Source organism: Streptomyces sp. M-16, from assembly GCF_052114405.1.
Classification (GTDB): domain Bacteria; phylum Actinomycetota; class Actinomycetes; order Streptomycetales; family Streptomycetaceae; genus Streptomyces.
The window spans coordinates 26,989-52,123 of sequence record NZ_JBFRER010000014.1 but is presented as its reverse complement, the minus strand read 5'-3'; the positions used below and the strand labels follow the sequence as shown (position 1 = coordinate 52,123).

General features: G+C 72.7%; 27 protein-coding genes, 3 tRNA genes and 1 pseudogene. 16 read left to right on the top strand and 15 right to left on the bottom strand.

Annotated elements, in window-relative coordinates; genetic code table 11:
- Positions 1–64 precede the first annotated feature (64 nt).
- On the bottom strand, positions 65–490 hold the full coding sequence (locus tag AB4039_RS09385) for an SSI family serine proteinase inhibitor (RefSeq protein ID WP_266840462.1): 426 nt from the start codon (positions 488–490) through the stop codon (positions 65–67).
- 177 nt (positions 491–667) lie between these two features.
- Here AB4039_RS09385 and AB4039_RS09380 point away from each other — a divergent pair.
- The 3 genes from AB4039_RS09380 to AB4039_RS09370 all read left to right on the top strand — a co-directional run bounded on the left by AB4039_RS09380 (position 668) and on the right by AB4039_RS09370 (position 1,585).
- Positions 668–758: transfer RNA gene (locus AB4039_RS09380), tRNA-Ser, on the top strand.
- A gap of 279 nt (positions 759–1,037) precedes the next feature.
- A tRNA-Arg gene (locus AB4039_RS09375) sits at positions 1,038–1,110 on the top strand.
- A 109-nt stretch (positions 1,111–1,219) separates the two neighbouring features.
- Complete coding sequence (locus tag AB4039_RS09370) at positions 1,220–1,585, top strand: PH domain-containing protein (protein WP_266840464.1); 366 nt, start codon at positions 1,220–1,222, stop codon at positions 1,583–1,585.
- Positions 1,586–1,654: 69 nt separating this feature from the next.
- Here the strand turns inward: AB4039_RS09370 and AB4039_RS09365 are convergent, their stop codons facing one another.
- Positions 1,655–2,578, bottom strand: a complete 924-nt coding sequence (locus AB4039_RS09365; protein ID WP_266840465.1) for an SMP-30/gluconolactonase/LRE family protein — start codon at positions 2,576–2,578, stop codon at positions 1,655–1,657.
- A 108-nt stretch (positions 2,579–2,686) separates the two neighbouring features.
- Here AB4039_RS09365 and AB4039_RS09360 point away from each other — a divergent pair, with 108 nt between their 5' ends.
- The 9 genes from AB4039_RS09360 to AB4039_RS09320 all read left to right on the top strand — a co-directional run bounded on the left by AB4039_RS09360 (position 2,687) and on the right by AB4039_RS09320 (position 11,909).
- Positions 2,687–3,121: an Lrp/AsnC family transcriptional regulator gene (locus AB4039_RS09360; RefSeq protein ID WP_266840466.1), complete on the top strand. Its 435-nt coding sequence runs from the start codon at positions 2,687–2,689 to the stop codon at positions 3,119–3,121.
- Positions 3,118–3,999 (top strand): DUF2797 domain-containing protein, encoded by an 882-nt coding sequence (locus tag AB4039_RS09355; RefSeq protein WP_266840468.1) that lies wholly within the window; start codon positions 3,118–3,120, stop codon positions 3,997–3,999. The genes AB4039_RS09360 and AB4039_RS09355 overlap by 4 nt, the downstream gene beginning before the upstream one ends.
- A gap of 104 nt (positions 4,000–4,103) precedes the next feature.
- Positions 4,104–4,442 carry an antibiotic biosynthesis monooxygenase family protein gene (locus AB4039_RS09350; protein WP_266840469.1) on the top strand — a complete coding sequence of 113 codons (339 nt, stop codon included), beginning with the start codon at positions 4,104–4,106 and terminating at the stop codon, positions 4,440–4,442.
- On the top strand, positions 4,426–5,319 hold the full coding sequence (locus AB4039_RS09345) for an amidohydrolase family protein (protein ID WP_442270479.1): 894 nt from the start codon (positions 4,426–4,428) through the stop codon (positions 5,317–5,319). The genes AB4039_RS09350 and AB4039_RS09345 overlap by 17 nt, the downstream gene beginning before the upstream one ends.
- A gap of 69 nt (positions 5,320–5,388) precedes the next feature.
- Positions 5,389–6,156 (top strand): response regulator transcription factor, encoded by a 768-nt coding sequence (locus tag AB4039_RS09340; protein ID WP_442270478.1) that lies wholly within the window; start codon positions 5,389–5,391, stop codon positions 6,154–6,156.
- Complete coding sequence (locus AB4039_RS09335) at positions 6,156–7,682, top strand: sensor histidine kinase (protein WP_266840472.1); 1,527 nt, start codon at positions 6,156–6,158, stop codon at positions 7,680–7,682. The genes AB4039_RS09340 and AB4039_RS09335 overlap by 1 nt, the downstream gene beginning before the upstream one ends.
- A gap of 25 nt (positions 7,683–7,707) precedes the next feature.
- A complete protein-coding gene (locus tag AB4039_RS09330; RefSeq protein WP_442270477.1) occupies positions 7,708–9,069 on the top strand; it encodes a glycosyltransferase in 1,362 nt (453 codons plus the stop codon).
- Entirely contained in the window at positions 9,066–11,165 is a 2,100-nt protein-coding gene (locus AB4039_RS09325; protein ID WP_442270476.1) for a glycosyltransferase family 39 protein, read from the top strand. Before AB4039_RS09330 ends, AB4039_RS09325 begins: the two co-directional genes overlap by 4 nt.
- 90 nt (positions 11,166–11,255) lie before the next feature.
- The gene (locus AB4039_RS09320; protein ID WP_266840475.1) at positions 11,256–11,909 is read left to right on the top strand and encodes a TetR/AcrR family transcriptional regulator; all 654 of its coding nucleotides are present in this window, start codon (positions 11,256–11,258) and stop codon (positions 11,907–11,909) included.
- A gap of 148 nt (positions 11,910–12,057) precedes the next feature.
- On the opposite strand, the pseudogene AB4039_RS09315 reads toward AB4039_RS09320, so the two are convergent.
- Positions 12,058–13,692, bottom strand: a pseudogene (locus tag AB4039_RS09315) (MDR family MFS transporter); the annotation flags it as partial.
- A gap of 13 nt (positions 13,693–13,705) precedes the next feature.
- Positions 13,706–14,140, bottom strand: a complete 435-nt coding sequence (locus AB4039_RS09310) for a MarR family winged helix-turn-helix transcriptional regulator (RefSeq protein WP_266840477.1) — start codon at positions 14,138–14,140, stop codon at positions 13,706–13,708.
- Positions 14,141–14,257: 117 nt separating this feature from the next.
- Between AB4039_RS09310 and AB4039_RS09305 the strand changes: the two genes are divergently transcribed.
- A complete protein-coding gene (locus tag AB4039_RS09305) occupies positions 14,258–14,485 on the top strand; it encodes a hypothetical protein (RefSeq protein WP_266840478.1) in 228 nt (75 codons plus the stop codon).
- Positions 14,486–14,573: 88 nt separating this feature from the next.
- On the opposite strand, the gene AB4039_RS09300 is transcribed toward AB4039_RS09305, so the two are convergent.
- The 8 genes from AB4039_RS09300 to AB4039_RS09265 form a co-directional block, all read right to left on the bottom strand.
- Positions 14,574–15,422: a hypothetical protein gene (locus tag AB4039_RS09300; protein WP_442270475.1), complete on the bottom strand. Its 849-nt coding sequence runs from the start codon at positions 15,420–15,422 to the stop codon at positions 14,574–14,576.
- A 73-nt stretch (positions 15,423–15,495) separates the two neighbouring features.
- The gene (locus tag AB4039_RS09295) at positions 15,496–16,344 is read right to left on the bottom strand and encodes an RNA polymerase sigma factor SigF (RefSeq protein WP_266840480.1); all 849 of its coding nucleotides are present in this window, start codon (positions 16,342–16,344) and stop codon (positions 15,496–15,498) included.
- Between the two features lie 233 nt (positions 16,345–16,577).
- Complete coding sequence (locus AB4039_RS09290) at positions 16,578–17,465, bottom strand: RNA polymerase sigma factor SigF (RefSeq protein ID WP_373915233.1); 888 nt, start codon at positions 17,463–17,465, stop codon at positions 16,578–16,580.
- Positions 17,466–17,672: 207 nt separating this feature from the next.
- A complete protein-coding gene (locus tag AB4039_RS09285; RefSeq protein WP_266840481.1) occupies positions 17,673–17,834 on the bottom strand; it encodes a hypothetical protein in 162 nt (53 codons plus the stop codon).
- A gap of 402 nt (positions 17,835–18,236) precedes the next feature.
- A complete protein-coding gene (locus AB4039_RS09280) occupies positions 18,237–18,527 on the bottom strand; it encodes a hypothetical protein (protein ID WP_266840482.1) in 291 nt (96 codons plus the stop codon).
- Positions 18,528–18,613: 86 nt separating this feature from the next.
- Positions 18,614–18,698: transfer RNA gene (locus tag AB4039_RS09275), tRNA-Ser, on the bottom strand.
- Between the two features lie 69 nt (positions 18,699–18,767).
- A complete protein-coding gene (tadA, locus tag AB4039_RS09270) occupies positions 18,768–19,196 on the bottom strand; it encodes a tRNA adenosine(34) deaminase TadA (RefSeq protein WP_051840298.1) in 429 nt (142 codons plus the stop codon).
- A 62-nt stretch (positions 19,197–19,258) separates the two neighbouring features.
- Entirely contained in the window at positions 19,259–19,807 is a 549-nt protein-coding gene (locus AB4039_RS09265; protein ID WP_266840484.1) for a tRNA adenosine deaminase-associated protein, read from the bottom strand.
- A gap of 288 nt (positions 19,808–20,095) precedes the next feature.
- Here AB4039_RS09265 and AB4039_RS09260 point away from each other — a divergent pair, with 288 nt between their 5' ends.
- A complete protein-coding gene (locus AB4039_RS09260) occupies positions 20,096–20,320 on the top strand; it encodes a hypothetical protein (protein ID WP_442270474.1) in 225 nt (74 codons plus the stop codon).
- 27 nt (positions 20,321–20,347) lie between these two features.
- Here AB4039_RS09260 and AB4039_RS09255 read toward each other — a convergent pair whose 3' ends face one another.
- Positions 20,348–21,379 (bottom strand): universal stress protein, encoded by a 1,032-nt coding sequence (locus AB4039_RS09255; RefSeq protein WP_442270473.1) that lies wholly within the window; start codon positions 21,377–21,379, stop codon positions 20,348–20,350.
- A 219-nt stretch (positions 21,380–21,598) separates the two neighbouring features.
- Here AB4039_RS09255 and upp point away from each other — a divergent pair, with 219 nt between their 5' ends.
- Entirely contained in the window at positions 21,599–22,234 is a 636-nt protein-coding gene (gene upp / locus AB4039_RS09250; RefSeq protein ID WP_266840488.1) for a uracil phosphoribosyltransferase, read from the top strand.
- 79 nt (positions 22,235–22,313) lie between these two features.
- Here upp and AB4039_RS09245 read toward each other — a convergent pair whose 3' ends face one another.
- Positions 22,314–22,988, bottom strand: coding sequence for a LytR C-terminal domain-containing protein (locus AB4039_RS09245; RefSeq protein WP_442270472.1), 675 nt, complete (start codon positions 22,986–22,988; stop codon positions 22,314–22,316).
- 79 nt (positions 22,989–23,067) lie between these two features.
- Positions 23,068–23,364, bottom strand: coding sequence for a type II toxin-antitoxin system VapB family antitoxin (locus AB4039_RS09240; RefSeq protein ID WP_008740979.1), 297 nt, complete (start codon positions 23,362–23,364; stop codon positions 23,068–23,070).
- Between the two features lie 88 nt (positions 23,365–23,452).
- On the opposite strand from AB4039_RS09240, the gene AB4039_RS09235 reads away from it, so the two are divergent.
- Complete coding sequence (locus AB4039_RS09235) at positions 23,453–25,024, top strand: helicase HerA-like domain-containing protein (protein ID WP_266840490.1); 1,572 nt, start codon at positions 23,453–23,455, stop codon at positions 25,022–25,024.
- Positions 25,025–25,135: the final 111 nt, after the last annotated feature.

The following is a 25,135-nucleotide window of genomic DNA, read 5'->3' as shown; positions in this document are numbered from 1 at the left end:
CACCGTCCCGCGGCGAGGTGGCGGATGTACGGGGGAAACCGTGCATCCGCCACATCCTCCCAGGTCAGGAACGCGCACTCGGAAGCACAGGTTCCATGTCGTTCCAACGGGCGATGTCGCATCCGTTCTTCCGGTCGAACGTGCTGTCCACCTTCCGTCCGTGCCAGGTTCCCGTGATGCGGGCCTTGGCGGGCCCGCCGTCCTGGAAGGTGCACAGCCGGCGCCTGGGTTCGGCGGCGAAGGGGTCCTTGCCCTCCCTGGAGAGCCGCTCCAGGCGGTCGCAGGCTTCCTTGGCCTCGGGGTGGTCGCCGCCGACCGGGCGGCATTCCAGCCGGTACTCGCCGTCGATCCGGCGGTTGCCGGTGTCGGACACGGCGACGGTGAGGCGGTCGGGGGACGCCAGCAGCCGTCCGAGGGGCAGCGGTGGCAGCGGGCCGGCGGCCGCGGCGGCCAGGGCGGAGGTGACGGCGAAGGCGGCGAGACGCAGCATGGGGCACTCCAGGTCGTCCGTACGTCGTACGCCTCACCAACGACGCGCCCGCTCCGACGTTCCGTGCCTTAAGGCTTTGCCCTGCGGGCCCGGCGCCTTGTACCGTGGGAGCGGATTGGTGACCGGCCCTGCGGCTGTGTCATCATCTGCACGCACCTTCGTACGCGAGGGTGTGCTGGAGGCGTCGCCTAGTCCGGTCTATGGCGCCGCACTGCTAATGCGGTTTGGGGCTTACACCCCATCGAGGGTTCAAATCCCTCCGCCTCCGCACTCACGAAGCCCCGGTCCTCACGGACCGGGGCTTCGGTGCGTTCAGGGGTCGGACGCGGGGCCCCTGCCCGCCGGGCTCGCAGGTTCGGGGTTTCGGATGGCCCCCGGTGGGTAACCCGGCGGGCTCCAGACCGGTCGCGGATCCGGTCGGACGATCTTCTTCTGGGACGTTTTCGCAGGTCAGACGCCATGCGGCTAATGGATTTCGCGTCCCGGCGAGGTCCATGTATTGTTGTTCTCGCAAGGCCAACGGGGCGCAAAACCCCGGGAAGCCCAAGCACTCGTAGCTTAACGGATAGAGCATCTGACTACGGATCAGAAGGTTGCAGGTTCGAATCCTGCCGAGTGCACAGCCGAAGAGGCCCCCCGGTTCACCGGGGGGCCTCTTGCGTTGTCCTCACGTCCCCGTGGATAGCCTTCGCGGTCAGACGGTCTTTTGAACCTTTGAAGGGGGACTCCATGGGTCTGTTCGGGAATGCCCACCACATCGACCCCGCCTCGGCGCAGCGGGACTACGCCCGGCTGATGGGCCACGGGGAGCAGGTGCACGCCGCGTACCTGTTGATCCGGGACACGATCCTGTTCACCGACCGGCGCCTGGTGCTGGTCGACAAGCAGGGCCTCACCGGTAAGAAGGTCGAGTACCACTCGATCCCGTACCGGAGCATCACGCACTTCTCCGTGGAGACGGCCGGGCACTTCGATCTGGATGCCGAGCTGAAGATCTGGATATCGGGCAGTGCGGCACCGATCGAGAAGACCTTCACCAAGGGCGTGGACATCTACGAGGTCCAGGCGATCCTGACCCAGTTCGTGGCCCGCTAGCCCGGTCGGGCGGCTGCCGGGGGCCGTCCGGGTGACGGACGGCCCCCGGCGCCGACCGCGGGCGGGCCCCTACGGCCGGGCGGGCAGGACGCGGGGCAGGCCCGTCACCGACATCACCAGGGAGTAGAGCGAGGTGGTGGCGGTGATGAAGAGACGGTTGTTCTTCGGGCCGCCGAAGGCGATGTTCGAGACGGGCTCCGGGACGCGCAGGCGGCCGATCAGGTCGCCGTCCGCCGCGTAGCAGTGCACCCCCGACTCCATCGCGGCCGCCCAGAGCCGGCCCTCGTCGTCGAAGCGGATGTTGTCCACCGAGGGACAGGCCGTGAAGATCCTGTCCCCGCCGAGGGTGCCGTCGTCGCCGACCTTGAAGGCGCGGATGTGACCCGCGCGGGTGTCGGCCGCGTACAGCTCGCTCTCGTCGGGGGAGAAGACCAGGCCGTTCGGGCCGAGGAAGCCGTCCGCGACGAGCCGGACCTCGCCGGTGGCCGGGTCGGCGCGGTAGAGGTTGCAGGCGCCGATCTCGCTCGGCGCGCGCCGGCCCTCGTAGTCGTTGGTGATGCCGAAGTCGGGGTCGGAGAACCAGACCGAGCCGTCGGAGCGGACCACCGCGTCGTTCGGGCTGTTGAGCCGCTTGCCGTCGTAGCGGTCGGCGATGACGGTGATCCGGCCGTCGGGCTCGGTGCGGGTGACGCGCCGGTTGCCCTGCTCACAGGTGATCAGGCGGCCTTCCCGGTCGAGGGTGTTGCCGTTGGAGTGCCCGGCCGCGGAGCGGAAGACGGAGACCGCGCCGGTGGCCTCGTCCCAGCGCAGCATCCGGTCGTTGGGGATGTCGCTCCACACCAGCTGGCGCCAGGCCGGCAGGTACAGCGGGCCCTCGGCCCAGCGGCAGTCGTCGTGGAGCCGCTCCAGGCGCAGGTCGCCATTGGCGCAGCGGCCGGTACGGAAACGTTCATCCAGGATCTCGTACAAGGCGAGGTCGGCAATGCCTGACATTGTTCCCCCATTTGAGTGGTGAGCCGAATTTTGTTCGGCGTGATCGTGAGATTGCAGGATCAGGTACCGTCTTCGCAAGAGCTGCGGGTCCCAGGGGAGGAACAGCGCGTGGACGACATCGACCGGGCACTCGTCCGGCGCCTCCAGGAGGACGCGGGCCAGTCCTACGCCGCCCTCGGCGCGGCCGTCGGGCTGTCGGCCGGCGCCACCCACGAGCGGGTGCGCAAACTGCGAGAGCGCGGGGTCATCCGGCGCACGACCGTCGACGTGGACCCGGCCGCGGTCGGCAGCGGGGTGCTCGCCTACGTCCTGGTCGACTCCCGCGCCTGGATGGGGGACTCGCGTGAGGCCTTCGAGGCCATCGCCGAGATCCAGGAGGCGCACATCATCGCGGGCAGCGCGTCCGTCATGGTCAAGGTGCGCACGGCCACGACCGGGCAGCTGCAGGACGTCCTGCGCCGCCTCTACGCCATCGACGGGGTCAGCGGCACCCAGGCCACCGTGGTGCTGGAGACCTTCTTCGAGCGCTCACTCCCGCTGTGACCTGGCGCTGCACGGGCATCCGGTGGAGCGGCGGCGGCCCCGCCATCGGCTGGTGCGACCCGGCCGGCCGGGAGCGCGCCGGCCCCCTCGGGTACGGGCGGCCCCTGGCCTTCGAGGCGCGGGGCGAGCGGCGCTGCCCGGGGGTGCGGCGGGCCGGCAAGCGGACCCCGTGCCCGGCGGCCCGGACCGTACCCGGGCGGACGGGATCGGCCCAGTGCCCGGAGTGCGCCCGCCTCGACCGGTCCTTCTCGGTGGCCGCCGACACCAACGCCGCCGATCCGCGCACGTACCGGGTGTACCTGGCCTGGTTCGGGCCCGGGATGGTCAAGGTCGGCATCACCGCCGAGGAGCGCGGGGCCGTCCGGCTGCTGGAACAGGGGGCGGTCACCTGGGCCTGGCTGGGGCGCGGCCCCCTGATGGCCGCGCGCCGGACCGAGGAACTGCTGCGCGCCGCCCTCGGGGTGCCCGACCGGATCGCGTACGCCCGCAAGCGCGCCGTACGGGCGCGGTTGCCGGCCGGGCCCGAGCGGGCCCGGGAGGTCGCCGAGCTGCACGCCCGCGCCGCCGCGCTGCCCGGGTGGCCCGATTCCCTGGAACGGGTGGGCTGCGAGGTCACCGACCACGCCGGGGTGTTCTGGCCGGACGGCCTGCCCGCTCCGGCCCGGGTGGTCACGGAACTGGTGCCGGGCGGGACCGTGGCGGGCCGGCTCGTGGGCGCCGCCGGGCCGGACCTGCACTTCGCCGACGGGCTCGTGCTGGACACCCGGCTGCTGGTCGGCTGGGAACTGGCCGCGGCGGCCGCGGAGGCCGTCACCGACGTGCCGCTCGCGGACATTCCCCCGGTGGTGCCCCCGGCCGCGCAGGACGGCCTGTTCTGACGCGGGGGCCGTCCCGCCGGGCCAGGTCAAAACTTGGATCCCTTTGGCCTTCCGGGGCCGTTTGCGGTGGACATGCCGGGGGCCGTCCGCCGAGGGTGGAGGGCATGAGCATCCAGCCCGTTCAGGCGTTCGAACCGCCTTATGTAATGGCCGTATTCAGCAACGTCCGCACCCCCGACGAGAGCGGATACCCCGAGACCAATGCCCGGATGAACGAGCTCGTCGCCGACAACCCCGGCTTCCTCGGCTACGAGTCCGCGCGCACCCCCGGAGGCCTCGGGATCACCGTCGCCTACTTCCGCGACCACGATTCCCTGGGCGTGTGGCGGGAGGACATGGAACACCAGGCGGCGATGAAGCAGGGCCGCGCCCACTGGTACGAGAGCTACACCCTGCACGTCGCGACCGTAGAGCGGAGCCACGGCTTTGCCCGCAACGGCTGAGACGCTCCGCGCCTTCCGTGAGCGGCTCGGACTGCCCGGACTGGTCGACGTGCACACGCACTTCATGCCCGAGCGGGTCCTGACCAAGGTCTGGGACTACTTCGACGGGTTCGGCCCGCTCACCGGGGTCCCGTGGCCCATCACCTACCGGCACGAGGAGGAGCAGCGGGTCGCGCTGCTGCGGGAGTTCGGGGTCCGGGCCTTCACCTCCATGCTCTACCCGCACAAGCCCGCGATGGCCGCCTGGCTCAACTCCTGGGCCGCGGAATTCGCCGCCCGCACCCCCGACTGCCTGCCCACCGCCACCTTCTTCCCCGAGGAGGGCGCGGCGGCGTACGTCCGCCGGGCCGTGGAGGGCGGGGCCCGCGTCTTCAAGGCGCACCTCCAGGTCGGCGGGTACGACCCGAACGACGAGCGGCTGGAGGCGGTGTGGGGGCTGCTGGCCGAGGCCGGGATCCCGACCGTGATCCACTGCGGTTCCGGCCCCGTGGCGGCCAAGTACACCGGTCCGGGGCCCGTCGGCCGGCTGCTGGAGCGCACACCCGGCCTGCGGCTGATCATCGCCCACATGGGCATGCCCGAGTACGTCGACTTCCTCGACCTGGCCGACCGCCACCCCGGGGTCCTCCTCGACACCACGATGGTCTTCACCGACTTCTCCGAGCGGCTCAACGGCTTCCCGCCCGCGGAGCTCGCACGGCTCGCGGACCTCGGGGACCGGATCCTGCTGGGCACCGACTTCCCGAACATCCCCTACCCCTACGAGCACCAGCTCCAGGCCCTCGAACGCCTCGGCCTCGGCGACGACTGGCTGCGGGCCGTCTGCCACGACAACGGCGCCCGCCTGTTCGGGCTCGGGCCGGCCCCCGTTTCCTGAGCGGCGTTTCTCAGGAGATTCACAGGAAGGGGCAAGAACGCTCTCAGAGGCGGCGCCCAACGTGAAGTCATGACTGCGACGACCACCTCCCACGCGTCCACGTCCACCGGCACCCCGACGGCCCTGGTGCGGCCCGACGGCGGACCCTGCCGGGTCCTCGTCGTCGACGACGAGGCCTCGCTCTCCGAGCTGCTGTCCATGGCCCTGCGCTACGAGGGCTGCGAGGTCCGCAGCGCCGGCGACGGAGTCGGCGCGGTACGGGCCGCGCGGGAGTTCCGCCCCGACGTCGTGGTCCTCGACATCATGCTTCCCGACATGGACGGGCTGGCCGTCCTCGGCCGGCTGCGCCGTGAGATCCCGCAGGTCCCGGTGTTGTTCCTGACGGCCAAGGACTCCGTCGAGGACCGGATCGCCGGCCTGACGGCGGGCGGCGACGACTACGTCACCAAGCCCTTCAGCCTGGAGGAGGTCGTCGCCCGGCTGCGCGGTCTGGTCCGCCGCTCCGGCGCCGCCCAGGCGGCCCGGGGCGGCTCGGTCCTGACCGTCGGGGACCTGAGCCTCGACGAGGACAGCCACGAAGTGGTGCGCGGAGGCCAGGAGGTCCACCTCACCGCCACCGAGTTCGAGCTGCTGCGCTACCTGATGCGCAACCCGCGCCGGGTGCTCAGCAAGGCGCAGATCCTGGACCGGGTCTGGTCCTACGACTTCGGCGGCCAGGCCAACGTCGTCGAGCTCTACATCTCGTACCTGCGCCGGAAGCTGGAGGGCGGCACCGGACTGCCTCCGATGATCCACACCCGGCGCGGCGCCGGCTACCTGATCAAGCCGGCCGAGTAGTGGCCCTGCGCCCACCCCTGCTCCGCCGCCGCTGGTCCCTGCGGACCCGGCTCGTCGTCTCGGCGGTGGCGCTGATCGCCGTCGTGGGGGCGGCCATCGGCACCGTCACCACCCTCGCGCTGCGCTCGTACCTGGTCGACCGGCTCGACGAGCAGCTGAGCGTCTCCCTGGACATGGCCTTCCGCGGCCCCGGCGCAGGGAAGGCGGCCCGCGAGAACAGCCTCGGCTTCGTCCTGGCCCCGGGAAACCCGACCGGCACCGCGGGGATCCGCCTCGGCCCCGACGGCAAGGTCCTCGCCTCCGGGCTCAGCTCCTCCGGCGACGGCTCCCCCCTCGACCACGTCCGCCCCCTCGACGAGACCCAGTCCGAGGCCCTCCTCGCCGCCGCCCGCCGAGCCGCGCACGGCCGCCCCGGGCCGGTGGCGGCGGAGCTGCCGGGACTCGGCGGCTACCGGGTGCGCAGCGCCGCCGACGGCAGCCTGGTCCTCGCCATCCCGCTCCGCGACGTCGACCGTACGGTCGGCACCCTCGTCGGGGTCGAGGTCTCCGTCACCCTCGCCGGGCTGATCGCCGCCTCCCTCGCCGGACAGGCCCTGATCGGGGTCGCCCTGCGCCCGCTGCGCCGGGTCGCCGCCACCGCCACCCGCGTCTCCGAACTCCCCCTGCACCGGGGCGAACCCGACCTGCACGAGCGGGTGCCCGACGCCGAGGCCGACCCCCGCACCGAGGTCGGCCAGGTCGGCGCCGCCCTCAACCGGATGCTGGGCCACGTCTCCTCCGCGCTCACCGCCCGCCAGCAGAGCGAGATGCGGGTCCGCCAGTTCGTCGCCGACGCCAGCCACGAGCTGCGCACCCCGCTGGCCTCCATCCGGGGATACGCCGAACTGACCCGCCGGGGACGTGAGGAGCCGGGCCCCGACACCCGGCACGCGCTGGGCCGGATCGAGTCCGAGGCCACCCGGATGACCGGTCTGGTCGAGGACCTCCTGCTGCTCGCCCGCCTCGACGCGGGCCGCCCGCTGTCCACCGCCGACACCGACCTGGCCCCCCTCGTCGTCGACGCCGTCAGCGACGCGCGGGCCGCCGGCCCCGACCACCACTGGCACCTGGCACTGCCCGACGAGCCCGCGCCCGTACGGGCCGACGCGGCCCGGATCCAGCAGGTCCTGGTGAACCTCCTCGCCAACGCCCGCACCCACACCCCGCCCGGCACCACCGTCACGGCCCGTGTTTCACGTGAAACATCCGCCGTCCGGCTCCGCGTCGAGGACGACGGCCCCGGCATCCCGCCCGAGCTCCTGCCCCACGTCTTCGAGCGCTTCGCCCGGGGGGACGCCTCCCGCTCCCGCGCCGCCGGCTCCACGGGCCTCGGCCTCGCCATCGTGCAGGCCGTCGTCTCGGCGCACGGCGGGCGGGTCGAGGTGCACAGTGCGCCCGGCCGCACCGCCTTCGAGGTCGCGCTGCCCCTCGCCCCCGGCCCGGCAGGGGACTCACAGACGGGGCACAGGCTCACCACACAGCGGTGACAGCGCCCCCCACGAGGGTCGGAGCATGTCAACCGACGCCTCTCCAGGGGCCCTGCCGGCCCGGGCGCCCCTCGCGCTCCGGCCCGGCGTGCCCGTACTCGACGTGGTGATCCCGGTCTTCAACGAGGAGGAGGACCTCGGCCCGTGCGTGCACAGGCTGCACGCCCACCTCACCCGCACCTTCCCGTACCCCTTCCGCATCACCGTCGCCGACAACGCGAGCACCGACCGCACCCCCGAGGTCGCCGCCGGCCTCGCCCTCGGCCTCGCGGAGGTGCGCAGCACGCGGCTGGAGGAGAAGGGCCGCGGCCGCGCCCTGCGCACCGTGTGGAGCCGGTCGGAGGCGCCCGTCCTCGCGTACATGGACGTGGACCTCTCCACGGACCTGAACGCGGTGCTGCCGCTGGTGGCCCCGCTGATCTCCGGCCACTCCGACCTGGCCATCGGCACCCGGCTGGCCCGCTCCTCGCGGGTGGTGCGCGGAGCGAAACGGGAGTTCGTCTCCCGGGCCTACAACCTGCTGCTGCGCTCATCCCTCGCCGCCCGCTTCAGCGACGCCCAGTGCGGGTTCAAGGCGATCCGGCGCGAGGTGGCCGAGCGGCTGCTGCCGCTGGTGGAGGACTCCGGCTGGTTCTTCGACACCGAGCTGCTGGTGCTCGCCGAGCGGGCCGGGCTGCGGATCCACGAGGTGCCGGTGGACTGGGTCGACGACCCCGACTCCAGCGTCCACCTCGTACGCACCGCCGCCGAGGACCTCAAGGGGGTCTGGCGGGTGGGGAGGGCGCTGGCCGTCGGGGCGCTGCCGCTCGACCGGCTCGCCCGCCCCTTCGGAGACGACCCGCGCGACCGCGGCGCCCTGCCGGGGGTGCCGCGCGGACTGGCCCGGCAGCTGCTCGGGTTCTGCGCCGTCGGCGTGCTGAGCACCCTGCTCTACCTGCTGCTCTACTCCGCGCTGCGGGAAGCGGCCGGACCGCAGGGGGCGAACGCCGCCGCGCTGCTGCTGTGCGCCGTCGCCAACACCGCCGCCAACCGCCGGCTGACCTTCGGGGTGCGCGGGCGGGCCCGTGCGGTGCGCCACCAGGCCCAGGGGCTCGTGGTGTTCGGCATCGGGCTGGCCCTGACCAGCGGGTCCCTCGCCGCCCTCGGAGCGGCCACCGCGGAGCCGGCCCACGGTACCGAGCTGGCCGTGCTGATCACCGCCAACCTCGCCGCCACCGTGCTCCGGTTCCTGTTGTTCCGTGCCTGGGTCTTCCCGGAACCGCGCGACGGCCGCCACGGCCCGCGCGACGGCCGCCACGGCCCGCGCGGCGGCCCCCACGGCCCCTCGGGCGCCCCCGGGAAGCCGGCCGCCCCCACCATCGCCACCACGACCGAGGAGGGTCCGTGACCACGGCCGCGCTTCCGCTCTTGCCACCCGCCGCCCCCGTTCCCGCCACCACGCACGGCGCGGCCACCCGGCCCCGTTGGGAACGGCCCGCGTACGCCGCCCTGCTGCTGGCCACCACCGTGCTCCTGCTCTGGAACCTGGGCGCCTCCGGCTACGCCAACTCCTTCTACTCCGCCGCCGTACAGGCGGGCTCCGAGAGCTGGAAGGCCTTCTTCTTCGGCTCCTCCGACGCCGCGAACTCCATCACCGTCGACAAACCCCCGGCGGCCCTGTGGCCGATGGCGCTGTCGGTACGGCTCTTCGGGCTCGGCGCCTGGCAGATCCTGGTCCCGCAGGCCCTGATGGGCGTCGCCACCACCGCCGTGCTGTACGCGGCCGTACGGCGCCAGTTCGGCCCGGCGGCGGCCCTGCTGAGCGGTACCGCCTTCGCGCTGACCCCCGTGGCCGCGCTGATGTTCCGCTTCAACAACCCCGACGCGCTGCTCACCCTGCTGCTGACCGTCACCGTGTACTGCGTGCTGCGCGCCCTCGAAGGGGCGCACGCCCGGTGGCTGGTCTGGGCCGGCGTCGCGGTCGGCGTCGGCTTCCTGACCAAGACCCTCCAGGCATTCGTGATCCTGCCGCCGCTCGCCGTCCTCTACGCCGTCTGCGCGCCGACGCGGCTGCGCCGGCGCCTGGGGCAGCTGCTGCTGGCCGGGCTGGCCGCGCTGGCGGCCGGCGGCTGGTGGGTGGCCGTGGTGGAGTGGTGGCCCGCCGGCTCCCGCCCGTACATCGGCGGCTCACAGCACAACTCCTTCCTGGAACTGACCTTCGGCTACAACGGCCTCGGCCGGATCAGCGGCAACGAGACGGGCAGCGTCGGCGGAGGGGGCGCGGGCGGCCCCGGCGGGGGCGGCTGGGGGCAGACCGGAATCGACCGGCTCTTCTCGGGCAACGTCGGCGGCCAGATCTCCTGGCTGCTGCCCGCGGCCCTGGTGCTGCTGGTGGCCGGGCTGGTCGTCACCTGGCGGGCCTCCCGGGCCACGGACACGCTGGAGGGCATGGCCCGTGCGGCTTTCCTCGCCTGGGGCGGCTCCCTGCTGATCACGGCCGTGGTCTTCAGCTGGATGCAGGGCATCTTCCACGAGTACTACACCGTCGCCCTCGCGCCCTTCGTGGCGGCACTGGTCGGCATGGGCGTGGCCGTGCTGTGGGAGGAGAGGGGCGGCCGCGCCGCCGCCCTCACCCTCTCCGGGACCCTCGCGCTGACCGCGTGGTGGGCCTTCGTCCTGCTCGGCCGCTCCGCCGGGTACCTGCCGTGGTTGCGCTGGACGGTGCTGGTCGCGGGGCTCGGGGCGGCCGCCGCGCTGCCGTTCGCGGCCCGGCTGGGTCGCCGGGCGCTGCTCGGGGCCGCGGCCGTCGGGCTCCTCGCGGCGCTGGCGGGACCGTTCGCGTACTGCCTGACCACCGTGGGCACCGGCCACACGGGCTCCATCGTGACCGCCGGTCCGGCGGTGGCGGGTGGCCGGGGCGGGTTCGGGGGACCGGGCGGCAGGCCGGGACGCTTCGCCCCCGGCGGGGAGGCTCCGCCCCCGGGGATGCCGCAGGGGATGCCGCAGGGCATGCCGGGCCGGATGCCGGGCGTCGCGGGGATGCAGGGCGGACCCGGAGGACCCGGTGGGCAGGAGGCCCGGGGCGGCCGGGGCGGTTCCGGTGGCCAGGGCGGTCCCGGCGGGCTGCTCGGCGGGACCCGGGTCGGCGCGGAGGCCACGGCCGCGCTGCGCGCCGACGCCTCCCGGCACACCTGGGCGGCGGCGGCCATCGGCTCGCAGAACGCGGCGAGTTACCAGCTGGCCTCGGGTGTTCCCGTGATGGCGGTCGGCGGCTTCAACGGCAGCGACCCGTCCCCGACCCTGGAGCGGTTCCAGGAGTACGTGAAGGCCGGGAGGATCCACTGGTTCATCGCCCGCGGCGACGGGGCGGCGAGCCGCGGCGGCGGTCCGGGCGGGGCCTCGGGCAGCGCCATCGAGGAGTGGGTGAAGGGTGCCTTCAAGGCCACCACCGTGGGCGGAGCCACCTTCTACGACCTGACGGCTCCCTCGACCGGCTCGTCCTGATCCCACCTCCGCGGAGGGGTAACCCCCTAGCATCAAGGGGGCGGACCGGGCATTCCGGGCTGATCCCCTTGTGGCGAGGAGGGTGCCTCCATGGCGACCGAGGCCGATCCGGGCGGGACCAGGACCAGTGTGTGGCTGGCCGTCAGGCCAGCCGCACCCGCCAGACGCCGCAGCGAGGCACCGTCGGGGCTGGACCGGGACAGGATCACGGCCGCCACCGTGCGCCTGCTCGACGCCGAGGGCCTGGGCCGGTTCTCCATGCGGCGCCTGGCCGCCGAACTCGGGGTCACCGCGATGTCCCTGTACTGGTACGTGGACACCAAGCACGACCTGCTCGAACTGGCCCTGGACAGCGCCCTGGGCCAGCAGCGGCTGCCGGCCGGGCCGCCCCCGCGGGAGGCCTGGCCGGGACGGCTGCGGACCCTCGCCTGCGGGTACCGGCGGCTGCTGGCGGAGCATCCGTGGGTGGCCCCGCTGAGCGTGGCCTACCCGAATATCGGCCCGCACGCGCGGGCCTTCGACGCCGCGCTCCAGCGGCTGCTGGACGCCACCGGCCTGGTGGACCCCGGCCGGACGGGAGCGCACCTGGCGGTCTCCCAGTTCCTGAACGGCTGTGGGCTGAGCGGCTGCGGGGGTACGGTCCGCCGGGCGCCGGACGCGGACTTCGGTCTGGCCCTGGACGTCCTGATCGCGGGGATCGAGGCCAAGGCCGGGGGCCGGGCCCCGGGCCTGCGCCCCCGGTGACCGGGGGGCCGGGACCGGGACCGGGGCCGAGACATGACCTGCGCGATCAGGATGTCGAGGGCGACGGCGGAGAGGGGAGACGCAAGGGAGGCGCGGACGGAGCACGAGTGCCCCGTCCGCGCCTCCCCTGCGGTCACTTCCGGGCCGCGGCCTCCGCCGCCCCGGCCGGGGCCGGAACCTCCGTGGAGCCCTCGGCGGCCGGGGCGTGGGCGGCCGGCCTCGACTTCAGCGCGACCTCCTTGATGAAGACCACCAGCACCAGCGCGAGCAGCGCGAACGGGGCGGCGTAGAGGAAGACGTCGCCGACGCCGTGCCCGTACGCGGACTCGACGACCGTGCGGAACGGCGCGGGCAGCTTGTCGAGGTCGGGGATCCCGCCCCCGCCGGTGCCGCCGTGGCCCATGGCGGCGGCCTTCGGGCCGAGCTCGGCCAGGCCTTCCTTGACGTAGTGGGTGACCCGGTTGGCCATGACCGCGCCGAGCGCCGAGACGCCCACGGCGCCGCCGAGCGAGCGGAAGAAGGTGACGACCGAGCTGGCGGAGCCGAGGTCCTCGGGGGCCACCTGGTTCTGGGTGGCGAGGACCAGGTTCTGCATCATCATGCCGAGGCCGAGGCCGGTCAGCGCCATGAAGATCGCGATGTGCCAGTAGGCGGTGTCGTAGCGCAGGGTGCCCAGCAGACCGAGGCCGGCGCTCAGCAGCACGCCGCCGGAGACCAGCCAGGCCTTCCACTTGCCGGTCTTGGTGATGATCTGGCCGGAGACGGTCGAGGAGACGAAGAGGCCGCCGATCATCGGGATGGTCAGGATGCCCGACATGGTGGGGGACTCGCCCCGGGCCAGCTGGAAGTACTGGCTGAAGAAGACCGTGCCGGAGAACATCGCGATGCCGACGAAGAGCGAGGCGGCCGAGGCCAGGCTGATGGTCTTGTTGCGGAAGAGGCGCAGCGGGATGATCGGGTCGCTCGCACGGGACTCGACGAGGACGAAGAGCAGGCCCAGCGCCACGGCGCCGCCGGTCATCGCCCAGGTCTGCCAGGAGACCCAGTCGTACGAGGTGCCGGCCTGGGTGACCCAGATCAGCAGCAGGGACACGGCGCCGCTGATGAGGAAGGCGCCCAGCCAGTCCACCTTGACCTCGCGGCGGACCACCGGGAGGTGCAGGGTCCGCTGGAGGACGATCAGGGCGATGACCGCGAAGGGCACGCCGACGTAGAAGCACCAGCGCCAGCCGAGCCAGTCGGTGTCGGTGATGACGCCGCCGAGGAGCGGGCCGCCGACGGTGCCGACGGCGAAGACCGCGCCGAGGTAGCCGCTGTAGCGGCCGCGCTCGCGCGGGGAGATCATCGCGGCCATCACGATCTGGGCGAGGGCGGAGAGGCCGCCGACGCCGATGCCCTGGACCACGCGGCAGGCGATGAGCGTGCCGGTGTTCTGGGACAGGCCCGCCACGACGGAGCCGAGGACGTAGATGACCAGGGATATCTGGACGAGCAGCTTCTTGCTGAAGAGGTCGGAGAGCTTGCCCCACAGGGGGGTCGCGGCCGTCATCGACAGCAGGGCGGCGGTGACGACCCAGGTGTAGGAGGACTGGGTGCCGCCGAGATCGCTGATGATCTTGGGCAGGGCATTGGAGACGATCGTGGAGGACAGGATCGCCACGAACATGCCGAGCATGAGCCCGGACAGCGCCTTCATGATCTGGGCGTGGGTCATGGGTGCGCCGTCGGACGTGGTCTCCGACCGGCCGCCTCCCCGCACACCGTGGGGTGTGGTCGTAGCCATGGGTTTCCTTTGTCTAGAAGCTCGATCGGAGTCGGGCCAGCAGGGTGTTGAGCGCGTCGATGTCTTCGGACGGCCAGTCGGCGAGCGCCTTCTCCAGCGCGTCCGTGGAGCGGGCGCCGAGCTCGCCGAGCACGGCGCGGCCCGCGGTGGTGAGGCGCAGGATCCGGCAGCGGCCGTCGCCCGGGTCGGTCTCCCGCTCGATCCAGCCGCGGGCCGCCAGGTGGGCGACGTGGCGGCTCGACACGGAGATGTCGACGGCCATGAACTCGGTGAGCCGGCTGAGCCGCATCTCGCCGTGCCGGTCGAGCACGGTGAGGACGGCGGCGGCGCCGGGCGGGCAGTCGGGGGGCAGGATCCGGGCCAGGTCGCGGCGGACCGCTCCGATGCCGGTGAGCTGGCGGGCCAGCTCCTCGTACCGGGTGGTGCTCTGCGCCGCCTGCGTGGTCACGGGACCGCCCCCATCTCGTTGCTTCAGGCAACCATAGAATCAAATGGTTGCTACAGGCAAATGAAAATGGGGGGTACGGCGGTAAAGGAATCGGAAAACCCGTTAGGGTCCTGAGCCATGGCTGCGAACCACAACTCACCTGACCCCCAGGGCGCCCACGACCCCGCGGGCAGCACCCAGATGTTCCGCGCGTTCGTGGAGGAGGCCGAGCCGGCCCGAACCCCGTCCGTGCCGGGCGCGCGCCGGCGTCCGAAGGAGTCCGGCTCCAAGGCAGGCATGTGGCTGGCCGTCGGCCTCGGCCTGCTGGTCGTGGTCGGCGTGGCCCTGTGGCAGGCCTTCGGCTAGCGGAGGCCCGGGCGGGCGGGGTCCGGCCGTACGGCCTGCCCGTTGTCGTCGCCGTGCCGCTGGCCGGCCCGTGGCTCCGGCCCCAGGTCTATCCGTAGGTGGCCGTGACGTTCCGGGTGTCCACGTGCATGCCCAGGGGCACCCGCCAGGACTCCACGCAGACCGTGTAGGTCTGCGTCTTCGACGTGCCGCCCGCGATGGGGGCGGGCAGTGGCCGGCTGCTGGTGACGGTGGCCCAGTCGATGCCGAGCGCGCCGATGACGTGCGTCGCGAAGGTGACCGTTCCCGAACGGGCCGCGGTGGAGCCGGTGTTGGTGAAGGTCACCGTGACGCGCTCGCACCAGCGCTCGGACGCGGCCGCGCGGGCCGGGGCGCTCAGCGTGAGCCGGGCCGGGGTGGCCGGCGGCGGTGGCGGCTGGGTGCCGGGCTTCGTGCCGGGAGGGGTGGGCGGGATCGGCGTGACCGGGGTGCCGGGTGGGATCGAACCGCCGCCGGAGCCGCCGCCCGAGCCGCCCGATCCCGAGCCGCCCGCAGCGCCCGATCCCGAGCCGCCCGCAGCGCCCGAGTCCGGGGTGCCGCCCCCGCCGGAGCCGCCCGGGCCCGCGCCCCCGGAGGCGTCCGGGACGGTCGGGCTGCCGGGGTCGGAGGCGGAGCCACCGGGGGTCGCCGCCGTCGCTCCGCCCGGGGCGGAGCTCCCGCCGGGCCGGTCCCCGGACGGGTCCGGCGGCGTCGCGGAGGGCGCGGCGCCGGACGGCAGGGCCTGGAACTCGACCCCGTCCCGGGGTGCCACGTTCTCTCCCGCGCCCCGCTCGGGGCCGGGGGCGGCCGCGCCCAAGGCGACGTAGCCGTCCCGTGCCGGGCCGCCGCAGCCCGCGAAGGCGGCGGTGGCCGCGGCGCACAGGGTGAGGGCGAGCGCCGTGCGAGATCCCTTTCGCATCGCGCCAGTTTTCCTGACGGGATGTCAAATGTGAACCCCGCGGCCTCCGCTCAGTGCCCGGCCCGGCTCCGGATCACTCCCCGATCAGGCCCACGCGCAGCTGCGCGAGCGTCCGCGTCAGCAGCCGGGAGACGTGCATCTGGGAGATGCCGACCTCCTCGCCGATCTGCGACTGGGTCATGTTCGCGAAGAAGCGCAGCATGATGATCTGCCGCTCCCTGGGCGGGAGTTTGGCGAGCAGCGGCTTGAGCGACTCCCGGTACTCGACCCCTTCGAGCGCGGTGTCCTCGTACCCGAGGCGGTCCGCGAGCGAGCCCTCGCCGCCCTCGTCCTCGGGGGAGGGCGAGTCGAGCGAGGAGGCGGTGTAGGCGTTGCCGACGGCGAGGCCGTCGACGACGTCCTCCTCGGAGACGCCGAGCACGGCCGCCAGTTCCGGCACGGTCGGGGACCGGTCCAGCTTCTGGGCGAGCTCGTCGCTGGCCTTGGTCAGCGCCAGGCGCAGCTCCTGGAGCCGGCGCGGGACGCGGACGGACCAGGAAGTGTCTCGAAAGAATCGTTTGATCTCGCCCACGACGGTCGGCATGGCGAACGTCGGGAACTCCACGCCGCGTTCGCAGTCGAACCGGTCGATCGCCTTGATCAGGCCGATGGTGCCGACCTGGACGATGTCCTCCATCGGCTCGTTGCGGCTGCGGAACCGGGCCGCCGCGTAGCGCACCAGCGGCAGGTTCAGCTCGATCAGGGTGTCGCGTACGTACGCCCGTTCGGGGCTGTCCGCGTCCAGTGCGGCCAGTCGCTGGAAGAGGGAGCGGGAGAGGGTCCGGGTGTCGATGGCTTCCGAGCGGTTGTGTGCCGCGGGTGCTGCCGGCACCTCACGCTTGACGAGCGTGAGCACCTTGGAGCTGCCCTGGTCTACGGACATGCCACCCCCTTGAGGTCGCGGACGGTCGCGCTTCTCTGCGCGCCCGTCGGAGGAACGCAGCCTCCACCTGAATACCGGAGGCGGGGCTGCGGCAAACGCGGTTCCAGCAGAATGTCACATGTCGGCAACACGCTGTAGCGTCATGTCGACAAGTATCTCCAGCGACAGACCACCGACCGAGCGGAATGAGCCGGTTCTGTAGGGAAACGCTGGAACGCCTCCACCCGATCCGGTTAAGCCTCGATCCTGTTTGCGGATCTCAGACGGGCGAAGCTCCTCGCGAGCAGTCGCGACACGTGCATCTGGGAGACGCCCAGCTCTGCGCTGATCTGCGACTGCGTGAGGTTGTTGTAGTACCGCAGGAGCAGGATCCGCTGCTCGCGCTCGGGCAGCTGCACCAGCAGGTGGCGCACGAGGTCGCGGTGTTCGACCCCGGCCAGCTCCGGGTCCTCGTAGCCGAGCCGGTCGAGCAGGCCGGGCATCCCGTCGCCCTCCTGGGCGGCTTCGAGCGAGGTCGCGTGGTAGCTGCGGCCGGCCTCGATGCAGGACAGCACCTCGTCCTCGCTGATCCGCAGCCGTTCGGCGATCTCCGGGGTGGTCGGGGTCCGGCCGTGGAGGGTGGTGAGGTCCTCGGTGGCGGCGTTGACCTGCACCCACAGCTCGTGGAGGCGGCGCGGGACGTGGACGGTGCGGACGTTGTCCCGGAAGTACCGTTTGATCTCGCCGACGACCGTGGGCATGGCGAAGGTGGGGAACTGGACCCCGCGCTCCGGGTCGAACCGGTCGATCGCGTTGATCAGGCCGATGGTGCCGACCTGGACCACGTCCTCCATCGGCTCGTTGCGGCTGCGGAAGCGGGCGGCCGCGTAACGGACGAGCGGGAGGTTCGCCTCGATCAGGGCCCCGCGCACCCGCTCGTGCTCCCTCGTGCCCGGCTGGAGGCCCTTCAGCTGCCCGAAGAGGACCTGGGTGAGGGCCCGGGTGTCGGCTCCCCGGCTCTGCGGCCGCGGGGCGACCGGAGGGGAGGGGGGTTCCTCGTGCGGCTCCGCGCGGGGCTCCTGCGGGTGGGGCACCTGGGAGTCCTGCTGGGGTGGCACCTGAGGCGCAGTACTGGCCGGCACGGTCACGCCACCCTTTCGGTCAACTATCCGTCAAAAGCGGTCATAGCATCACAAGACAGGTGCACTGTGCGCAAGCACCGTATATCGCCGTGTTGAGGGCAAGTTGGGCATATCAGGGCATTATGTTCGAATGCTGGGAATGCAAAAGACCCCCCACCCGTCGGAGTGGAGGGCCGGAAAGTCCGGAAACCGCTTCAGCGTACGGGTTCAGCTCACCAGTTCGGTGATGAACTCGCCGATGCCGGAGGCCGCGTCCGACAGGCCCTGGAAACCGATTCCCACCATCTCGGCAGCCCGCTTCGGCTGGGTGATGATCACGAAGAGTACGAACACGGTGAGGACGCCCGTGATGAGCTTCTTGGTGTCCATGAACGGTGTCGGCCTCCCCAACCGGTACTGCAAAGTCGGTGGAGTCTAACCGGTCAAGTTGTGGCACTCACCTGTCCTTTAAGGACCAATGACCCGGTGGAACGGGCCTTTTGCCGCTGAGTGCCGGGTTGCGCGGGGCGCAGGATTGGGGGGAGCCCACCGGTTCTGGCAGGAAATCGGTGGGCGAGGGACAGGACCTCACTGCGGGGTCCGAGCCGCGAGCTTCCCCCCTGACTGCGGCTCGGGCTGGCAGGTCCCGTCCTCATCGGGGGAAGTGGCTTGTCCCCCCGATGCCACTTCCCCCGTTCCCACGTCGAAGGTCCCGGCTCCGGCCGGGGCCTTCTTCGCGTGCCGCCGTGCCGTCGTGCCGCCGCGCCGCCGCGCCGTCGCGTCCGGGTACGGCTATTCGAGGCCGCCGGCGAGGTCCGTGAGCGGCTGGACGGGTGCGATCAGGGGCGCGAGCTGGTTCGGCAGCTCCATCAGCTGGTTGAGCTGGTTGGCCCCCGCGCTGAGCTTCGAGCCGATCTCCTGGACGGAGCGCGGCTGGGCGCCCGCCGGCATGTCCGGGGTGGCCGTCGGCAGGTCCGGGAGGGTGAGGGGGGCGAGGCCCGCGGCGGAGGCGGCGGGTGCGGCGAGGCCCGCGGCGGCCCCCGCGAGGGCGATGGCGGCGAGGATGCGCTGGGTCTTGTTCATGCCGTGACAACGGCCGAGCGGTCGGCCGGTCACGGCGGGCATGCGCGAGAGCCCCGGTTCGTACGAACCGGGGCTCTCGTCAAGGGCGGTAGTGGAGGGATTTGAACCCCCGATGGGTTGCCCCATACTCGCTTTCGAGGCGAGCTCCTTCGGCCACTCGGACACACTACCGAGATAGATCCTAGCCGATGGCGGGGAGTGCTTTGCAACTCAGGACCGAGTGGCCCTGCTCACCGTCGCTCACAGCTCCCGGAAGAACTCCGTCAGCTGCCGCGCGCACTCCTGCTCCAGCACCCCGCGGATCACCTCGGGGCGGTGGTTGAGCCTGCGGTCGCGCACGAGGTCCCAGAGCGACCCCGCCGCGCCCGCCTTCTCGTCCCCCGCGCCGTAGACGACCCGGGCCACCCGCGCCTGCACGAGCGCCCCCGCGCACATCACGCACGGCTCCAGGGTCACCACGAGGGTGCACCCCGGCAGCCGCCACTCCCCGAGCCGGGCGGCCGCCCGGCGCAGCGCCAGTACCTCGGCGTGCGCCGTGGGGTCGCCCGTGGCCTCCCGCTCGTTGTGGCCGGAGGCGAGGAGCTCCCCGGCCGGGCCGAGCACGACGGCACCGACCGGCACGTCGCCGGCCGGTACCGCCAGGGCGGCCTCCGCCATCGCCAGGCGCATGGGGTCGCGCCAGGGATCCCGGACGGGATCGGGGTCGTACGGGGCGTCGTGCACGGTGATCACTAGCGGACGGCCTCCAGTACCTCGGTGGCGCCGAGGGCATCGGCGATCTCCGAGAGGGCGTCTCCGTCGAGGGCCATCAGTTCCTTGTGGCCGACCCCGAGGTCGTCCAGCAGCCGGGGGTCGCCGAGCGGACCGGCCGGGACCGGCTCGGCGCCGGATCCCACCTCGTCGTCCGCGTCGTCGCCCTCGTCCGTGAACGCGGCGATCGGTCCGTCCTCGCCGTCCTCGGTACCGTCCAGGTCCAGTTCGTCGAGGTCGTCGTCGTCCTCGTCGTTGCCCAGCAGCTCCTTGGTCAGCATCGAGCCGTAGGAGCTGCGGTCCGCGGCGGAGGCGTTCGACACGTAGTACCGAGGGTCCTCCTCCCCGTCCACGCGGACGACGCCGAACCAGGCGTCCTCCTGCTCGATGAGGGCGACCACCGTGTCGTCGTCGACAGCGGCGGAACGGGCGAGATCGATCAGATCACTGAGGGACTCGACGTCGTCGAGTTCCAGGTCGCTCGCTTCCCACCCGTCTTCGGTGCGCGCGAGCAGTGCGGCGAAATACACCGTGACTCTCCCACTGGTCATAGGCGTGCCGGTTGGAGGTCCCCCCGGCCGGAGGTTGGGGTCCGCAACGGCCGTGACGCTCGCCGGTCCGCACCCCGCCCAATCGGCATCGTGGCAGAAACAGCGGCTTTGCGAGAGGTCTTCGGCGCGGCGGCCGTGTCGCGGCGCCGGTCGCGGTGACGGCCGTCCGGCCGCTCACCAACGGAATGTGCGCATCCGCATCTGCTGTCGCATCCGGGCCGCACGGGCGCGCCGCGGCTGTACCCGGTCGCGCAGTTCCCGGGCCTCGTGCAGATCGCGCAGGAACTGGGCGCGCCGCGCCCTGCGCTGCGCCGCCGTCTCCGGCGCCTCGTACGCCTCGGTGCCGTTCCTCGCGGTGCTCCCGTCGCTCGCGTCGGTCTCGTTCGTCTGCGTGTCGGGCATCGGCCACCACCCACGGCTGGTCCGGTCCTCCTCCTCCGCCGGCGCGAAGCAGTCCCCCCGCTCCCACCTTCCCCCGGTCGGCGCGTTTGATGCCACCCCTCGCCAGATCGGCCCAGGTCAGACGTCCTCGTCGGCGTGGAGGGCCGGGACGACGGCCACGGGGCCGTGCGCGTGCTGGAGGACCGCGTGCGCCACGGATCCCATCAGCAGCGACCGCGGGCGCGGGTGGTGGCGGCCCACCACGACCAGCGCCGCCGTCCGGGACGCTTCCACCAGCCGTCCGGCGGCGTCGCCGGGCACCGCGGCCTGTTCGACGGGCACGGCCGGATAGCGGGCGCGCAGCGGGGCGAGGCGCTCCGTCTGGGAGCGCAGCATCTCCCGTTCGGCGGGTACGGCGTCCCCGTCGTCGGCGAGGGCCTCGGGTGGGATCACCTGGAAGGGACTGTCGATCACCAGGTTCGGACCGGGCGGGAGGGCGTACGCGGAGACCACCTGGACGGTGGTCCCCCGCGCGGCGGCCTCGGCGAACGCGAAGTGCAGTACGTCCTCGGGCGTCTCCGCGGCGTGCAGCCCGAGCACCACCCGGCCGGCGGAGGCCCCGGCGCCGTACGGGTCGGCGCCGTACGGGTCGGCGCCGTGCGGGTCCGTGCCGTGCGGGCCGTCGGCGTGCCGGCTGTCGGCGTGCGCGTCGGCCGGGGGCGCGTCGCGGTCCGCGTGCGGGACGACCACGACGGGGCAGGTCGCCGTGGTGGCGACGGCCCTGCTGTTGGAGCCGAGCAGCAGGGTGGCGAACCCGCCGCGCCCGCGGGAGCCCATCACCAGCATGGTCGGCGCGGCCTCGGCGGCGATGACCCGCAGGGCTTCCGGCACGGAGCCCTCCAGGGCCTCGTAGCGGACCTCCCGGGGCAGCTCCGGGGCGGCTTCCAGGACGCCGCGCACGTAGTCGCCGACGGGGTCGGCGAACCGCTTCGGCTGGTTGGGGTCGTGCAGGGAGGAGCGGCGGCCCGCGTACAACTGGGAGACGTCGGGCAGTACATGGGCGACCAGCAGACCGGTGCCGCGGCACAGGGCGGCCGTACGGGCCCACTCCAGGGCCCGCAGGCTGTGGTCGGATCCGTCGACGGCCGCGATCACCGGGGGGTTGCTCACCAGTCAAGGGTGCTGGGCGACCCGGCGCGCCGCACGTCGGGCCGCGACGCGCGCCGATACCGGGCGCGGGCACCGTCGGGGAGGCGCGGGGACGCGCGGGGGTCCTCCCAGCGCGTAGCCTTTTGCCAGTGGGTCGCGAACGGGCGGCCGTTTTCGCAGGTAGCAGGGTCGCAGGTCGCAGATCGCAGGTCGAAGCCCGGCTGAGTCTTGGAGGATGTTGTGCGTTTGCAGGTCGTCGATCACCCCTTGGTGGCGCACAAACTCACCGCGCTGCGTGACAAGCGCACCGACTCCCCCACCTTCCGTCGGCTCGCCGACGAGCTGGTGACGCTCCTCGCCTACGAGGCCACCCGCGACGTGCGCACGGAGCAGGCGGACATCGACACCCCGGTCGGCCCGACCACCGGCGTCAAGCTGTCGCACCCGCGTCCGCTGGTCGTGCCGATCCTGCGCGCCGGTCTCGGCATGCTGGACGGCATGGTGCGGCTGCTGCCGACCGCCGAGGTGGGCTTCCTGGGCATGGTCCGCAACGAGGAGACCCTGGAGGCCTCCACGTACGCGACGCGCATGCCCGAGGACCTCTCCGGGCGCCAGGTCTACGTGGTCGACCCGATGCTGGCCACCGGCGGCACGCTGGTCGCCGCGATCCAGGAACTCATCAAGCGCGGCGCCGACGACGTGACCGCCGTGGTGCTGCTGGCCGCGCCCGAGGGCGTCGAGGTCATGGAACGCGAGCTTGCGGGCACGCCGGTGACGGTGGTGACGGCCGCCGTGGACGAGCGGCTCAACGAGCACGGCTACATCGTGCCGGGCCTGGGAGACGCGGGCGACCGCATGTACGGCTCGGCGGAGTAGACCGCACACGGCGGTATTCGGGCGGGGCGGGCGGGGCGGGCGGGGCGGGCGGGCGGCCGGTGGGTCCGGTCCGCCCGCCTCAGCACTTCCGGGCGGCTGCGGGGACCGGGTTGGCCAGGGCGGCCAGTGCCTTGTCCGCGTCCGCCTTCGGGGTGAGCTCCTTGAAGGCGTCGCCCAGGATCAGGTCGATGTCCGCGCCCTCGCGGGTGTCTGTCTGGGTGGTGACCCCGGTGAGCTGGGCGGCGAGGACGGAGTACGCCGCCTTGTCGGTCCGCGGGGAGCCGAGCAGTATCCCGGCGCCGGGGACCTTCTTGTCGAAGTCGGCGGGGGCGTTGCCGACCTGTCCGATGACGAAGCCGCGTTTCTCCAGCTCGTCGCGGACCGCCTTGGCGAGCCCCGCGCGCGGGGTCGCGTTGTAGATGTTGACCGTGATCTGGCCGGGCTGGGGGAGTGCGACCGCGGGGGTGGCGGAGGGGGCCGCGCCGGGGCCGGTGTTACCGGCCTTGGCAGCCTTGACGGGGGAGGCGGACGCCGAGGGGCAGTCCTTGCCGGCCGCCGCGTTCCGCTTGCCGCCGTCGCCTCGGAACACGTCGATGAGCTGCAGTGCCCCGTAACCGAGCAGGGCCAGCGCGAGGACCGATCCGAGCAGGGCGAGCACGACCTTGCGGCGTCGCCGGGGACGGCTCATGCGGGGGTAGGCAGCTCCCGTGATGCGGTACTTTCCGCCCATGCCGGGGGGAGTGAGCATGCTCATGGGCGCAGCGTAGTGCCGTACCGGAACGATGCCTACTAAATGATCTGTTGATCGGGTAAGGCTGACCCGAAAGGCGCAATCAGTCCATTTCCAGGACGCGTGCGTGCAGCACCTGACGCTGCTGGAGCGCCGCGCGCACGGCGCGGTGCAGCCCGTCCTCCAGGTACAGGTCGCCCTGCCACTTCACGACGTGCGCGAAGAGGTCGCCGTAGAAGGTGGAGTCCTCGGCGAGCAGCGTTTCGAGGTCCAGCTGCCCCTTGGTCGTCACGAGCTGGTCGAGCCGGACCGGGCGCGGGGCGACGTCCGCCCACTGCCGGGTGGTTTCCCTGCCGTGGTCGGGGTACGGCCGCCCGCTTCCGATGCGCTTGAAGATCACACGGAAAGCCTACCGGGCCCGCGCCTCCGGGCGCAGCCTCGCTCCGTCGGTGCAAAAGTGGCAGACAGGGCTATTCCGGGAGTGATGCATGAGTCAGAGCACCGACCCCGCCGGTCAGATCGCCGCCGGGTACGCCTTCACCGGACCCGCGCTCGAACTCGGCGCCCTGCTCTGGGACGGCGCCTGCCTGCCCGACCGGCAGATCCGCATCCCGCTGTCGATGCTCAACCGGCACGGCCTGGTCGCCGGAGCCACCGGCACCGGCAAGACCAAGACCCTGCAGCTGATCGCCGAACAGCTCTCCGCCAACGGAGTGCCCGTCTTCCTCGCCGACATCAAGGGCGACGTCTCGGGCATCTCGGCGCCCGGCACCGAGAACGACCGGGTCCGGGAGCGGGCCGCCGACGTCGGCCAGGAGTGGGAGGCCGGCGGCTGCCCGAGCGAGTTCTACGCGCTGGGCGGGATCGGCGCCGGCATCCCCGTCCGGGCGACCGTGACGGCCTTCGGCCCGGTGCTGCTGTCCAAGGTGCTCCAGCTCAACCAGACGCAGGAACAGTCCCTCGGCCTGATCTTCCACTACGCCGACAGCAAGGGACTGGAGCTGATCGACCTCAAGGACCTCCGGGCCGTGGTCGCCTTCCTCGTCTCCGACCAGGGAAAACCCGAACTCAAGGGGATCGGCGGACTGTCCACGGTGACCGCCGGGGTGATCCTGCGGGCCCTGACCGCCTTCGAGCAGCAGGGCGCCACCGAGTTCTTCGGTGAGCCCGAGTTCGACACGGGCGAGTTCCTGCGCACCTCCGCCGACGGCCGCGGGCTGGTCTCCGTACTGGAACTCCCGTCGGTGCAGGACAAGCCGCAGCTGTTCTCCACCTTCCTGATGTGGCTGCTGGCCGACCTCTACGCCGACCTGCCGGAGGTCGGCGACGTGGAACGGCCCAAGCTGGTCTTCTTCTTCGACGAGGCGCACCTGTTGTTCAACGGCGCGTCCAAGGCCTTCCTGGACTCCATCACCCAGACCGTGCGCCTGATCCGCTCCAAGGGCATCGGCGTGTTCTTCGTGACGCAGACCCCCAAGGACGTACCGGCGGACGTGCTGGCGCAGCTCGGCAACCGGGTGCAGCACGCCCTGCGCGCCTTCACCCCTGACGACGCCAAGGCCCTCAAGGCCACCGTGAAGACCTTCCCGCGCTCCGCGTACGACCTGGAGGAGCTGCTCACCGGGCTCGGCACCGGCGAGGCCGTCATCACGGTGCTCAGCGAGAACGGCGCCCCGACGCCGGTCGCCGCGACCCGGCTGCGCGCCCCGCGGTCGCTGATGGGTCCGATCGACCCGGCGGCCCTGGACCACGCGGTGAAGTCCTCCCCGCTGTACTCGCGCTACGCGGAGCCGGTCGACCGCGAATCGGCCTACGAGAAGATCAGCGCCGAACAGGCGGCCGCGGAGGCCGAGGCGGAGGCGGCCGCCGCGGCGGCGCAGGCCGAGAAGCAGGCCGAGGCGGCGGCGAAGGCGGCCCGCAACGCCCCGAAACCGGAGCCCTCGCTGGCCCAACAGGTGGTGGGCAGCGGACTGTTCCGCTCGCTGGCCCGCTCGGTCGGCACGCAGCTGGGCCGCGAGATCTCCCGCTCCCTCTTCGGCACGGCCAAACGCCGGCGCTGACCGGGCCCGCCGCGGGTCGGTCGCCGTTCCGCATCGCGGTCCCGGTCGCGGTTCCGGTCGCGGGTCCAGGCGCGGGTCCAGGCGCAATCGAGCGAGCCGGGTGCCAAAGGC